This window comes from Pseudomonas sp. St29, from assembly GCF_001547915.1.
GTDB lineage: Bacteria > Pseudomonadota > Gammaproteobacteria > Pseudomonadales > Pseudomonadaceae > Aquipseudomonas.
Map to the genome: position 1 here is coordinate 4666649 of NZ_AP014628.1, position 14089 is coordinate 4680737.

At 60.3% G+C, this 14089-nt stretch carries 5 protein-coding genes, 2 tRNA genes and 3 rRNA genes; all 10 read right to left on the reverse strand.

Annotated elements, in window-relative coordinates; translation table 11 throughout:
• Window positions 1-105 precede the first annotated feature (105 nt).
• Window positions 106-1425, reverse strand: coding sequence for a flavin-dependent monooxygenase QhpG (qhpG, locus tag PST29_RS20545; RefSeq protein ID WP_060845163.1), 1320 nt, complete (start codon window positions 1423-1425; stop codon window positions 106-108).
• A complete protein-coding gene (qhpE, locus tag PST29_RS20550) occupies window positions 1410-2093 on the reverse strand; it encodes a subtilisin-like serine protease QhpE (protein WP_060844226.1) in 684 nt (227 codons plus the stop codon). Before qhpE ends, qhpG begins: the two co-directional genes overlap by 16 nt.
• Window positions 2083-3801: an ABC transporter ATP-binding protein gene (locus tag PST29_RS20555; RefSeq protein ID WP_060844227.1), complete on the reverse strand. Its 1719-nt coding sequence runs from the start codon at window positions 3799-3801 to the stop codon at window positions 2083-2085. The genes qhpE and PST29_RS20555 overlap by 11 nt, the downstream gene beginning before the upstream one ends.
• Window positions 3801-5705, reverse strand: a complete 1905-nt coding sequence (locus tag PST29_RS20560; protein WP_060844228.1) for a sigma-54-dependent Fis family transcriptional regulator — start codon at window positions 5703-5705, stop codon at window positions 3801-3803. The genes PST29_RS20555 and PST29_RS20560 overlap by 1 nt, the downstream gene beginning before the upstream one ends.
• A gap of 332 nt (window positions 5706-6037) precedes the next feature.
• Window positions 6038-7930, reverse strand: a complete 1893-nt coding sequence (mrdA, locus tag PST29_RS20565) for a penicillin-binding protein 2 (protein WP_060844229.1) — start codon at window positions 7928-7930, stop codon at window positions 6038-6040.
• A gap of 328 nt (window positions 7931-8258) precedes the next feature.
• Window positions 8259-8374: ribosomal RNA gene (gene rrf / locus PST29_RS20570) — 5S ribosomal RNA — on the reverse strand.
• Between the two features lie 138 nt (window positions 8375-8512).
• A 23S ribosomal RNA gene (locus PST29_RS20575) occupies window positions 8513-11404 on the reverse strand.
• A gap of 221 nt (window positions 11405-11625) precedes the next feature.
• Window positions 11626-11701 (reverse strand) — tRNA-Ala (locus PST29_RS20580).
• 10 nt (window positions 11702-11711) lie between these two features.
• A tRNA-Ile gene (locus PST29_RS20585) sits at window positions 11712-11788 on the reverse strand.
• Between the two features lie 123 nt (window positions 11789-11911).
• A 16S ribosomal RNA gene (locus tag PST29_RS20590) occupies window positions 11912-13450 on the reverse strand.
• The 16S, 23S and 5S rRNA genes sit together here with 2 tRNA genes alongside, the layout of an rRNA operon.
• Window positions 13451-14089: the final 639 nt, after the last annotated feature.

Here is a 14089-nt window from a genome sequence, read left to right on the forward strand (position 1 = left end):
TACACCTTGTAGGAGCCGGCTTGCCGGCGAAAAGGGCCTGATGTCGTGGATGGCCGCTGCGCGGTTCGCGAGCAAGCTCGCTCCTACAGTTTCTGTTGGGGACAGTTAGGGTCGGTATCCCTGTGCCAGTAACCAGCCCCGCACGCCCCGCCCCTGCTCCGGGCCGAGGTCCGCCAGGGCCTGGGCCGCCGGTTGCTGTTGCAAGCGCCGCAACAGCGGTGCCAGTTCCACGCCCTGCACATGCCAGATGCCCAGGGGCTGGTCCGGGGTGATCACCACGTCGGCTTCATCCACCAGGCCATCGCGCAATACCGGGGCGCGCTCGATGCGCAAGGCTGCAAAGTCCGCGGCGGCGTGTGCCGGCTGCGGGTCCGGCCAGCATCGCCGGGCCTGCCAGAACGGCTGTTCGGGCCAGCGCTGTTCAGCGGCGTAGAAGTCCCGGCCAATGCGCGCAAAACGCAGGAACAGCTGCTCCACCCGCTGCCCATGGAAGCGCTGCGCCAGCGCTGCACGCTGTGGCCGCTGCAACAGGGTGTTGATCACCGCCGGGGCCTGCAGGGCCGAGGACAGGGACTGGAAAATGCCGTTGCCGGACAAGGGGTCCACCGCCATCGCCGCATCGCCGACCCGCAGCCAGTTGGCGCCACACACCTGGGGGCTGAGAATCGCCGTGCTGCTGCGGGCATGCAGGTGCAGTTGCCGTTCCTCGCCACCGGCAAAGAACTCCCGGGCCAGGGCCGACGCCTGGCGGCGCTGGCGACAGTAGTTCAGCAACTGCGCCTTGCCCGGCAGCCCGGCGCTGGCCACATCCAGGGTCAGTTGCCAGTAGCACTGGCCATCTTCGCGCCGGGCCATCCAGGCCCAGCCGTCTTCCAGGCTGTACACCGCGCTGGCGGCGCTGCCGCCGGGGCCCTGCCAGCGGTTGAGCAGGCTCAGGGTTGGCGCCCCGCGCAGTGCCTGGCCGTCGCCATGGCGCAGCGTTTTCCCCAGCACCGGCGCCTGGCGCCCGCGGGCCTCGACCAGGAACTCGCCGACCAGCTCCGCCTGTCCCTGGACCTGGACCCGGTGCCCGGCCTCGCTGGACTGTACCCCCAGCACCCGGCCCTCGATCAGCTGCACCCCGGCCTCGCGCAGGGCCTCGCGCAGACCACGGTCGAAGGCCGGGCGGTCCAGCAGGTACTCGATGTTCTGTGCATGCTCCTCACCGTTCCACGCCACCCGTCGCTGGGACGCCTGCAGGGCCTGGGCCAGCGCCTGTTCCAGGCCGGCCCCGCGCAGTGCTTCCAGCACCCGCAGCGAAACCCCTTCCAGGGCCGCAAAGCGCCGCCAGTCGCTGACCAGGGTCACCGGGTAGCCGAGGCGTCGCAGCCCCAGCGCCACCGCGGCCCCCGCCGGGCCCGCCCCCAGGATCAGGATGCCGTGCATGGCCACTGCCGCCGTTCCGGGCCCTGGTACCGGGCGTTGTCTTGCAGCCACTGCTGGACCTGGGTGTTGCTGGCGTCCGGGTGGGCGCCCAGGTAGGCGGCGATGTGCCCGCTCAGGGCCGCGCAGCCCAGGCTGGCGCCGGATTGCCCCGGGCTGCTGCCACGCACGCAGGCGGCAAAATCCGCCTGCGCGGTGTTCAGCCATGACCACTGCTGCGCGCTGCATCGCGCATCGCCCGTGACCCGCCACACCCCGGGGTAGCTGGCCGGAAACACCGGTTCGCCCTGGGCCGGGCTGGACGCGCACAACAGCACTCCACGGGCTGCGGCCGCGGCACAGGCCTGGCGCAGCAGGTCACGATCCTGGCGCAGGCCCAGGCTCAGGTTGATCAGCCGCACCTGCTGTTCCAGCAGCCAGTACAAGGCGGCGCTGACCTGCGCGGCGCTGGTGACCCCACGGGCATCGAACACCTGGGCCACATAGAGCCGGGCCGCCGGCGCGCGCTGGCCGATGGCCTGGATGATCGCGCTGCCGTGGCCGAGGGCGTCCTCCTGCAACGGCCCCTCGCCCACCCCTTCGGCTTGCAGGAAGAATCGGCGCCCGGCCGCTATCCGCTGGTGGGCGGCATGGCCGCTGTCGATCACGCCAATGCGCAGTTCAGGTTTCATGGGTTGCCTCCAGCACGTGCAGTACACCCTCGCGCAACTCGAATCGCAGCTCGGCGTCGGCCAGGGTCGAAGGCCGGTGGCTGATGAGGATGCGCGTGCGCCCGGCGAACAGTCGGTCGATGGCCTCGATCACCTCGCGCTCGGTGGCCTCGTCCACCGCCGAAGTGGCTTCGTCCAGCACCAGGATCATCGGGTCCTGAAGCAGGGCCCGAGCGATGGCGATACGTTGTTTCTGCCCGCCGGACAACTGCTGGCCGCGCTCGCCCAGGGGGCTGTCCAGGCCTTCGGGCAGGGCCTCGATCAGGCTCTGCAGTTGCGCCAGCCGCGCCACTTCGGCCACGGCCTCGCGGCTGGCGTCGGGCACGCTGTAGGCCAGGTTGTCCGCCAGGCTGCCGCGAAACAGCACGATGTCCTGGCTGACCACCGCCACCCGCCGTCGCAGTTGCGTCAGGTCCAGTTGGCGCAGGTCGATGCCGCCCAGCAGCACCTGCCCGGATTGCGGGTCGTGGTGGCGCTGCAACAGGTCGATCAGGGTGCTCTTGCCCGCCCCCGAGCTGCCGCTGAGCGCCACTTTGCGGCCGTAGGGAATCCGCGCTTCGATGCCCTGCAAGGTCATCCCGCGCCCCGGATGGCAAAAGTGCACGGCGTGCAAATGCAGCTCGCCCTGCTCCGGCACCGGCAGCGGCGCCTCGGGGTTGGTGATGCCCGGCTCTTCACCGCGCAGCTCCATGACCCGGCCCAGGCTCACGGTCATGCGCTGGATCGCCACGTACAGCCCGAGCAGGCTCTGCACCGGGCCCACCGCCATGCCCAGGTAAGTGGAAAAGGCAATCAGCGCCCCCAGTTGCCAGGTGCCCTGCACCACCCAGTAGCCGCCGATCAGGAAGGCGCAGGCCCGGGACAATGAGGTCAGGGTGCCGGGCACCGCCTGGGTGAAGAACTCGGTGACTTGCAGCTTCAGCAACTGGTTCAGGTAGCCCTGGCCGAGGCGGTCCAGGCGCTGTGCTTCGCGCTGCTGCTGGCCGGCGCTCTGGATGAATTTCATCACCGGCAGGGTTTCCACCAGGAACGAGGACATGTCCGCCGAACGCTCGCGCAACTGGCGCACATCGCGCTCGACCTTGCGCCGCATCCAGCGCAGCCAGAGCACGTCCAGGGGGATCAGCAGCAGGGCCAGGAGCGAGAGTTGCCAGGACAGGGTCAGCAGCATGGCCAGCGCCACCACCAGGCCGATCACGCTGGACACCGCGGAGAACAGCGAGTCCACGGCAAAGCGCTGGATCTCCGCGACGTCACCGTCCAGGCGCGACATCAGGTCACCGATCCGCCTTTGCCCGTAGAAGCCCGGCGACAGGCGCTGCAAGTGCCGGTAGAGATCGTCGCGCAGGGCGAACAGGATGCGCCCGGACAACCGCGTATGCAGGTAGCGATTGACTCCGGAGAGCAGCGTGCCCAGTAGCCCGGCGCCGATCATCAGGCCGGCGATCAGCACCAGCCGGGGAAAGTCCCGGGCCAGCAGGCCGTCGTCGATCAGCAGCTTGGTCAGCCAGGGTTGCACCAGCACCAGCAGGGAGGCGCACACCGACAGCCCCAACAGCCCGCCAATGGCCAGCCGATGCGGCCGGACGAAACCGTAGAGCCAGCCCAGGGCCGCACTCAGTGCCTGGGGATCGCGGCTGTCCACCAGCCGGGTGATCAGGCGCCGCATCAGGCGCGCAACTGTTTGAGCTTGCGGTACAGGGTCGCGCGGCTGATGCCCAGGGCGTCCGCCGCCGCCGAGACATTGCCCTGGTGGTTGTCCAGGGCACTGCGGATCAGCTCCAGCTCGTTCTCGCGGATGCTTCCGGTGGGCGGTCGTGCATGGGCGTTGAGGTCGTCGAGCATGCTGTCGGGCAGGTGCTCCAGGCCGATCTGCCGTTCGCCCTCTTCGCGCAGGGCCAGGGCGGTGCGCAGGACCATCTCCAACTGACGGATATTGCCCGGCCAATGGTAGTCCGCCAGCAACCGGCGCAGTTCGTCGCTAAGGCTCACGTCGGCGCCGCCGAGCCTGGCCAGCAGGCTGTCCACCAGCGGCTGCAGGTCTTCGCGTTCACGCAGGGCCGGCAGCAGCACGCTGATGCCGTTGACCCGGTAGAACAGGTCTTCGCGAAAGGCCTTGTCCTGCACTTGCTGCTTGAGGTCGCGGTGGGTGGCGCAGATCAGCGCGATGTCGATGTCCTGTTCTTCGCCGGCCCCCAGAGGCGCCACCTTGCGGTCTTGCAGGACCCGTAGCAGCCGGGCTTGCAGGGCCAGGGGCATGTCGCCGATCTCATCGAGGAACAGGGTGCCGCCATGGGCCTGTTGCAGGCGCCCGATCATGCCGCCGCGACGTGAGCCGGTAAAGGCGCCTTCGCGGTAGCCGAACAGTTCCGACTCGATCAGGCCTTCGGGGATGGCCGCGCAGTTGACCGCGACAAAGGGTTTTTCAGCCCGGCTGCCGGCGCGGTGCAGGGCCCGGGCCAGCACCTCCTTGCCGGTGCCGGTCTCGCCCAGCAGCAACACCGGCAAGCCATTGGCCAGGCCCTGGCGGGCCATGCGCAAGGTGCGGGCGTAGCGGCTGTTGCCGCCGGCCAGGGCTTCCAGGTCCTGGGGCAGCGGCGCGGTTTTCGCGGCGCTGCGCGGCGCGCGATGCAGGTTCAGCGACGGTTGCGGCGCCCGCAGGGCCTTGTAGAACAGCTCGCCCTTGGCGGTCTGCAGGCTACCTACCGCCCCTTGTTGCAGGCGTGCCAGCAATTGCAGGCCATCGACTCCGAGGAACTCTTCGCAGCGCCGCCCCACCAGGGCCGCGCGCGGGGTGTTGAGCAACTGGCAGGCCTGGCCGCTGACCGCGAGGATCTGCCCGCCCAGGCTCAGGGCCAGCAGCCCCTGCCACGGCGATTCGAGGTATTGCCGACGACTGTGGAAGGCCAGGACGATCTGCTCCGGATAGGAGGCATGGAACACCCGCGCCTCGATCTGGCTGACCGCCATGGACAACAGCGCGGTGCTGTCCTGGGCCCGCCCCAGCGGGCCTTCGCGGGTCAGGTCGAGCACCCCGATCATCTCGCCCTGGGGGCACTGGATCGGCACCGAGGTGCAGGAAAAATGGCTGAGGCGGTCCAGGTAATGCTCACCGCAATCGATCAGGGTCGGCCGCGCTTCCACCAGGGCCGTGCCCAGGGCGTTGGTGCCACGGGTGGCCTCGCTCCAGCAGGCGCCGAGGGTGATGTCCTGCACGCCGCAGTCCTTGAGCCGGTCGGCGCGGCCTTCGATGGCCAGGATGGTGGCGTCGGCATTGGCCAGGATGATCAGGCCGTCCTTGCCTTGATGCTGGTTCAGGTAATCGATGGCCGGGAGCGCCGCGTCCAGCAACAGGCGGTTGCTGGCCAGCAGCACGTCGAGGCTGGCGCCAGATTCCAGGGTCAGTTGATGCTGGCTGCCAAAGTGCACGCCATGGCTCAGGCTGCGCCGCCATGAAGCATCGATTTCCGCACGCAGGACCCCGTCGGGGATCTCGCCTTCCAGGTGCAGCCGCTCCCGGGCCAGCCGGGCTTCGTGTTGCTGCTCACCCTTTATTGTTTTTATAAGAGTCATCAAGCGCTCCGAATCGGTCCGCCCGCTGTACCCGCTCCACTCCCTTGGATTGCGCGAGGCACGCAAGCCGTGGTCAATGTCTACACCGGGTTCAGGGGGCAGTAAAGGGGTCTGACCCGGATCAGCGGGTCGCCCTGCATTGCTCTGCTGTTCCTTCAAGATCAAGCAAAACCTGCGCCAGTCGGTGTTGGCGCTCGGGCATCTTGACGTTTACGTCAAGCAAATGGCAAGTACCGCATGGTCCGACCATCCTCCGGCCACGGCCATGCCATGGATGCTGGAGCGGCACAGGAAGCTTGCGACAGATCGCGGATCGCCGGAGGTGAAATGACTCAGACGTGGGGATCACCCGGGGCCTTGGCCGGGGCGGCGTATTGCGGCTTGAGGTGGCCGTTCTGGTCCAGCAGCCAGGCGTCCATGATCTGCCGCACCACGGGGCCGGCGACCCGGCCGCCGGCTTCGCCATTCTCGATCATCACCGAGATCACGATCTGCGGGTGTTCGGCGGGGGCGAAGCCGACGAACAGGGCGTTGTCGCGGTTGCGCTCGCGGGTCTTGAGGCGGTCGTAGCGTTCGCCCTGCTTGATCGCCACCACCTGGGCGGTGCCACTCTTGCCGGCAATGCGGTATTGCGCTCCGGCGGCTGCGGCGCGGGCAATGCCGCGCGGGTCGTGCATGACCATTTGCATGCCATGGTTGACCTGATCCCAGTCATGGGGATTCTTCAGCAGGATGTTGGGCATCGGGTGCTCATCCACCGGGGCCACGCCGTCGATGGTCTTGGCCAGGTGCGGGCGGTTCCACACGCCCTTGTTGGCAATCAGCGCGGTGGCCTGGGCCAGTTGCAGCGGGGTGACCTGCATGTAGCCCTGGCCGATGCCGAGGATCACGGTTTCCCCCGGGAACCAGGGCTGGCGGCGAGTGGCGCGCTTCCAGGCCTGGGACGGCATCAGGCCGGGGGATTCTTCGAACATGTCCAGGGAGACTTTTTCGCCGAGGCCGAACATCGCCATGTAGTCGTGCAGGCGGTCGATGCCGAGCTTGTGCGCCAGGTCGTAGAAGTAGGTGTCGTTGGAGCGCATGATCGCGGCGTCCATGTCCACCCAGCCATCGCCGCTGTGGTTCCAGTTGCGGTATTTGTGGTCGAAGTCCGGCAGTTGGTAGTAGCCAGGATCGAAGACGCGGGTCGATGCGGTGACTACGCCGGTATCAAGGCCGGCAATCGCCACTTCCGGCTTGATGGTGGAGCCTGGGGCATAGAGGCCGCGCAGCACCCGGTTGAACAAGGGGCGGTCGATGGAATCGTGCAGCGCCGCGTATTCCTTGAAGCTGATGCCGGTGACGAACAGGTTGGGGTCGAAGCTGGGCTTGCTGACCATGGCCAGCACTTCACCGGTGGCCGGATCCAGGGCGACCACGGAGCCGCGGCGATCCCCGAGGGCTTCTTCGGCGGCTTCCTGGAGCTTGATGTCCAGGCTCAGGACGATGTTCTTGCCGGGGATCGGATCGGTGTGCCTGAGCACACGCATCACCCGGCCCTGGGCGTTGGTTTCGACTTCTTCGTAGCCCACGTGGCCGTGCAGTTCGGACTCGTAGAACTTCTCGATGCCGGTCTTGCCGATGGATTGAGTGCCACGGTACTCCACCGAATCCAGGGTCTTGGCTTCCTTTTCGTTGATCCGTCCGACGTAGCCGATGGAGTGGGCAAAGTGCGCGCCCATGGGGTAGTGGCGAACGAACTGGGCTTCGACATCCAGGCCCGGCAGGCGGTATTCGTTGACTGCCAATACGGCGATCTGCTCTTCAGTGAGCTCGTAGAACAGGGTCACGGGAACGAAGGGGTGGCGGGCCTGCTTCATTTCCTTGTCGAACAGGCTGCGGTCTTCTGGCGGCAGGTGCAGCAGGTCGACCACGGTGTCCAGCTCGCCCTTGAGATCGGTGGTGCGTTCGCGGGTGATGGTCAGGTTGAAGCTGGGGCGGTTGTCGGCCAGGACCACGCCATTGCGGTCATAGATCAACCCGCGGGTTGGGGTGATCGGCAGCACGTGGACGCGGTTGTTTTCCGAGATGGTGGAGTGATAGTCGAACTCAACCACCTGGAGGAAATACATGCGTCCTACCAGGGCACAGGTGATGGCCACCACCAGCACCGCGCAGGCCAGCAGGCGCTTATTGACCAGGCGGTTTTCTTTTTCGTGGTCCTTGATCGGAATCGCTTCGGGCATTGCTACAGCTTCTCGTTGAATAGAGGTCGACGCTGATCCGTGCGGATGAACTCAAGTCCCTAAAAAAGAGCTGCACCATACCAAAAACTGCCCATCGATTTTGAGGGGATTTCCCTCGTCACTGATCAGTGGTGCCGGTCCTCCAGCACCAGGGTATAAGCCGATGGCGGTAGAGCCCGCTACAGCGGGGGTAGGCCGCAACCCTGGCACTGTCGCGGGATGCTGGCAGCCGCAGCCGAGCGGTCATGGCCGGCCGCAGCAGCGCAGCTTTTCTGCAGCGCAAAAACAAAACCCCAACTGCTTTCGCAATTGGGGTTTCGGAATTTAATCTTGACGATGACCTACTCTCACATGGGGAAACCCCACACTACCATCGGCGATGCATCGTTTCACTTCTGAGTTCGGGATGGGATCAGGTGGTTCCAACGCTCTATGGTCGTCAAGAAATTCGGTAGCCAGTCCGTTGCTTGTGCAACGTGCCAGCGAATGGGTATGCAATAGGTTTGTGTGTTTGCAAACTTTCGGTTCGTTTCGTCTTCACACACCGCAACTCGCTTCTTAAGCAAATTGCTTGGGTGTTATATGGTCAAGCCTCACGGGCAATTAGTATTGGTTAGCTCAACGCCTCACAGCGCTTACACACCCAACCTATCAACGTCGTAGTCTTCGACGGCCCTTTAGGGGATTCAAGATCCCAGTGAGATCTCATCTTGAGGCAAGTTTCCCGCTTAGATGCTTTCAGCGGTTATCTTTTCCGAACATAGCTACCCGGCAATGCCACTGGCGTGACAACCGGAACACCAGAGGTTCGTCCACTCCGGTCCTCTCGTACTAGGAGCAGCCCCTCTCAAATCTCAAACGTCCACGGCAGATAGGGACCGAACTGTCTCACGACGTTCTAAACCCAGCTCGCGTACCACTTTAAATGGCGAACAGCCATACCCTTGGGACCGGCTTCAGCCCCAGGATGTGATGAGCCGACATCGAGGTGCCAAACACCGCCGTCGATATGAACTCTTGGGCGGTATCAGCCTGTTATCCCCGGAGTACCTTTTATCCGTTGAGCGATGGCCCTTCCATACAGAACCACCGGATCACTAAGACCTACTTTCGTACCTGCTCGACGTGTCTGTCTCGCAGTCAAGCGCGCTTTTGCCTTTATACTCTACGACCGATTTCCGACCGGTCTGAGCGCACCTTCGTACTCCTCCGTTACTCTTTAGGAGGAGACCGCCCCAGTCAAACTACCCACCATACACTGTCCTCGATCCGGATAACGGACCTGAGTTAGAACCTCAAAGTTGCCAGGGTGGTATTTCAAGGATGGCTCCACGCAAACTGGCGTTCACGCTTCAAAGCCTCCCACCTATCCTACACAAGCAAATTCAAAGTCCAGTGCAAAGCTATAGTAAAGGTTCACGGGGTCTTTCCGTCTAGCCGCGGATACACTGCATCTTCACAGCGATTTCAATTTCACTGAGTCTCGGGTGGAGACAGCGCCGCCATCGTTACGCCATTCGTGCAGGTCGGAACTTACCCGACAAGGAATTTCGCTACCTTAGGACCGTTATAGTTACGGCCGCCGTTTACCGGGGCTTCGATCAAGAGCTTCGCGTTAGCTAACCCCATCAATTAACCTTCCGGCACCGGGCAGGCGTCACACCCTATACGTCCACTTTCGTGTTTGCAGAGTGCTGTGTTTTTAATAAACAGTCGCAGCGGCCTGGTATCTTCGACCGGCATGAGCTTACGGAGCAAGTCCTTCACCCTCACCGGCGCACCTTCTCCCGAAGTTACGGTGCCATTTTGCCTAGTTCCTTCACCCGAGTTCTCTCAAGCGCCTTGGTATTCTCTACCCAACCACCTGTGTCGGTTTGGGGTACGGTTCCTAGTTATCTGAAGCTTAGAAGCTTTTCTTGGAAGCATGGCATCAACCACTTCGTCACCTAAAAGGTAACTCGTCATCAGCTCTCGGCCTTAGAACCCCGGATTTACCTAAGATTCCAGCCTACCACCTTAAACTTGGACAACCAACGCCAAGCTGGCCTAGCCTTCTCCGTCCCTCCATCGCAATAACTAGAAGTACAGGAATATTAACCTGTTTTCCATCGACTACGCTTTTCAGCCTCGCCTTAGGGACCGACTAACCCTGCGTCGATTAACGTTGCGCAGGAAACCTTGGTCTTTCGGCGTGGGTGTTTTTCACACCCATTGTCGTTACTCATGTCAGCATTCGCACTTCTGATACCTCCAGCAAGCTTCTCAACTCACCTTCACAGGCTTACAGAACGCTCCTCTACCGCATCACTTACGTGATACCCGTAGCTTCGGTGTATGGTTTGAGCCCCGTTACATCTTCCGCGCAGGCCGACTCGACTAGTGAGCTATTACGCTTTCTTTAAAGGGTGGCTGCTTCTAAGCCAACCTCCTAGCTGTCTAAGCCTTCCCACATCGTTTCCCACTTAACCATAACTTTGGGACCTTAGCTGACGGTCTGGGTTGTTTCCCTTTTCACGACGGACGTTAGCACCCGCCGTGTGTCTCCCATGCTCGGCACTTGTAGGTATTCGGAGTTTGCATCGGTTTGGTAAGTCGGGATGACCCCCTAGCCGAAACAGTGCTCTACCCCCTACAGTGATACATGAGGCGCTACCTAAATAGCTTTCGAGGAGAACCAGCTATCTCCGAGCTTGATTAGCCTTTCACTCCGATCCACAGGTCATCCGCTAACTTTTCAACGGTAGTCGGTTCGGTCCTCCAGTCAGTGTTACCTAACCTTCAACCTGCCCATGGATAGATCGCCCGGTTTCGGGTCTATTCCCAGCGACTAGACGCCCTATTAAGACTCGCTTTCGCTACGCCTCCCCTATTCGGTTAAGCTCGCCACTGAAAATAAGTCGCTGACCCATTATACAAAAGGTACGCAGTCACAGAACAAAGTCTGCTCCCACTGCTTGTACGCATACGGTTTCAGGATCTATTTCACTCCCCTCTCCGGGGTTCTTTTCGCCTTTCCCTCACGGTACTAGTTCACTATCGGTCAGTCAGTAGTATTTAGCCTTGGAGGATGGTCCCCCCATATTCAGACAAGGTTTCTCGTGCCCCGTCCTACTCGATTTCATGACTAAGAGATTTTCGCGTACAGGGCTATCACCCACTATGGCCGCACTTTCCAGAGCGTTCCGCTAATCTCAAAGCCACTTAAGGGCTAGTCCCCGTTCGCTCGCCACTACTAAGGGAATCTCGGTTGATTTCTTTTCCTCAGGGTACTTAGATGTTTCAGTTCCCCTGGTTCGCCTCTTGCACCTATGTATTCAGTACAAGATAACCATCTTATGATGGCTGGGTTCCCCCATTCAGAGATCTCCGGATCAAAGTCTGTTTGCCGACTCCCCGAAGCTTATCGCAGGCTACCACGTCTTTCATCGCCTCTGACTGCCAAGGCATCCACCGTATGCGCTTCTTCACTTGACCATATAACCCCAAGCAATCTGGTTATACTATGAAGACGACATTCGCCGAAAATTTGCAATTTAACTCACAAATTTTACCTTAGCCTGATCCGTTACCAGTGAAAGTAACGTTCAGTCTATCTTTCTATCACATACCCAAATTTTTAAAGAACGATCTAATCAAAAGACTAGAAATCAACATTCAATGTGAATGCTCATTTCTAAGCTTTCAGAAGCAGTTTATGGTGGAGCCAAGCGGGATCGAACCGCTGACCTCCTGCGTGCAAGGCAGGCGCTCTCCCAGCTGAGCTATGGCCCCATAACAAAATTGGTGGGTCTGGGCAGATTCGAACTGCCGACCTCACCCTTATCAGGGGTGCGCTCTAACCAACTGAGCTACAGACCCAATTTCGAGCTTGTAACTGTTAGCTTGGAGCTATCAGCTTGGAGCTTAAAGCTGCTTCTATCGTCTTCTTCAATGAATCAAGCAATTCGTGTGGGAGCTTATGAAGCAGCTGATGTCGTCGATTAAGGAGGTGATCCAGCCGCAGGTTCCCCTACGGCTACCTTGTTACGACTTCACCCCAGTCATGAATCACACCGTGGTAACCGTCCCCCCGAAGGTTAGACTAGCTACTTCTGGTGCAACCCACTCCCATGGTGTGACGGGCGGTGTGTACAAGGCCCGGGAACGTATTCACCGCGACATTCTGATTCGCGATTACTAGCGATTCCGACTTCACGCAGTCGAGTTGCAGACTGCGATCCGGACTACGATCGGTTTTATGGGATTAGCTCCACCTCGCGGCTTGGCAACCCTTTGTACCGACCATTGTAGCACGTGTGTAGCCCAGGCCGTAAGGGCCATGATGACTTGACGTCATCCCCACCTTCCTCCGGTTTGTCACCGGCAGTCTCCTTAGAGTGCCCACCATAACGTGCTGGTAACTAAGGACAAGGGTTGCGCTCGTTACGGGACTTAACCCAACATCTCACGACACGAGCTGACGACAGCCATGCAGCACCTGTCTCAATGTTCCCGAAGGCACCAATCCATCTCTGGAAAGTTCATTGGATGTCAAGGCCTGGTAAGGTTCTTCGCGTTGCTTCGAATTAAACCACATGCTCCACCGCTTGTGCGGGCCCCCGTCAATTCATTTGAGTTTTAACCTTGCGGCCGTACTCCCCAGGCGGTCAACTTAATGCGTTAGCTGCGCCACTAAGAGCTCAAGGCTCCCAACGGCTAGTTGACATCGTTTACGGCGTGGACTACCAGGGTATCTAATCCTGTTTGCTCCCCACGCTTTCGCACCTCAGTGTCAGTATCAGTCCAGGTGGTCGCCTTCGCCACTGGTGTTCCTTCCTATATCTACGCATTTCACCGCTACACAGGAAATTCCACCACCCTCTACCATACTCTAGCTTGCCAGTTTTGGATGCAGTTCCCAGGTTGAGCCCGGGGCTTTCACATCCAACTTAACAAACCACCTACGCGCGCTTTACGCCCAGTAATTCCGATTAACGCTTGCACCCTCTGTATTACCGCGGCTGCTGGCACAGAGTTAGCCGGTGCTTATTCTGTCGGTAACGTCAAAATACTCACGTATTAGGTAAGTACCCTTCCTCCCAACTTAAAGTGCTTTACAATCCGAAGACCTTCTTCACACACGCGGCATGGCTGGATCAGGCTTTCGCCCATTGTCCAATATTCCCCACTGCTGCCTCCCGTAGGAGTCTGGACCGTGTCTCAGTTCCAGTGTGACTGATCATCCTCTCAGACCAGTTACGGATCGTAGCCTTGGTGAGCCATTACCTCACCAACTAGCTAATCCGACCTAGGCTCATCTGATAGCGTGAGGTCCGAAGATCCCCCACTTTCTCCCGTAGGACGTATGCGGTATTAGCGCCCGTTTCCGGACGTTATCCCCCACTACCAGGCAGATTCCTAGGCATTACTCACCCGTCCGCCGCTCGCCACCAGATACAAGTACCCGTGCTGCCGCTCGACTTGCATGTGTTAGGCCTGCCGCCAGCGTTCAATCTGAGCCATGATCAAACTCTTCAGTTCAAACATCTTTGGGTTTTGAGAAAACCCTAAACTTGGCTCAGCAATCGTTGGTTACATCTTTGATTTCTCGCGGAGTAACTTGTGATGCTGATAATCTTTTTGACTATCAGTCTGACTCCACAAGCACCCACACGAATTGCTTGATTCAGTTGTTAAAGAGCGATTGGTTAAGATCTTTCATCTCAACCGAGGCGCGCATTCTACAGCAGCCTCATTTGCTGTCAAGCGATTTTTTAAGAAGTTTTTGAAGATTTCCTCAACAACTTCAACCACTTGCGCTTTCGATCTCTCGTTAGCGGGAGGCGAATTCTACAGCGTTACACGCTGCTGTCAACACCTCTTTTTAACCGCTTTCGACCGAGACGATCGAATCGTTAACAAGGCGAAAACACACTGCCTTACTAACTGCTTCTGACTTCGATGAACTGAAGCGTAACCGCTGCCGAAAACCGCGTAACTCGTTGAATCTCAAGGAGTTTTCCGTTTCGACTGCGCCGGAAGTGGGGCGAATTATAGACCTGTAGAATCTGCCGTCAACCTTTAATTTGAATTTTCTATGATCCCAACCCGCACCCCATACCCGCAGCCTCATATATAGAGAAGCAAAAAGACTTTGCGCACTATATTGCTCATTTCTCA

Excerpts from the sequence above, each read along its gene's own strand:
- qhpG (WP_060845163.1), bottom strand. The coding sequence starts at position 1,425 with ATGCACGGCATCCTGATCCTGGGGGCGGGCCCGGCGGGGGCCGCGGTG.
- qhpE (WP_060844226.1), bottom strand. The coding sequence starts at position 2,093 with ATGAAACCTGAACTGCGCATTGGCGTGATCGACAGCGGCCATGCCGCC.
- PST29_RS20555 (WP_060844227.1), bottom strand. The coding sequence starts at position 3,801 with ATGCGGCGCCTGATCACCCGGCTGGTGGACAGCCGCGATCCCCAGGCA.
- PST29_RS20560 (WP_060844228.1), bottom strand. The coding sequence starts at position 5,705 with ATGACTCTTATAAAAACAATAAAGGGTGAGCAGCAACACGAAGCCCGG.
- mrdA (WP_060844229.1), bottom strand. The coding sequence starts at position 7,930 with ATGCCCGAAGCGATTCCGATCAAGGACCACGAAAAAGAAAACCGCCTG.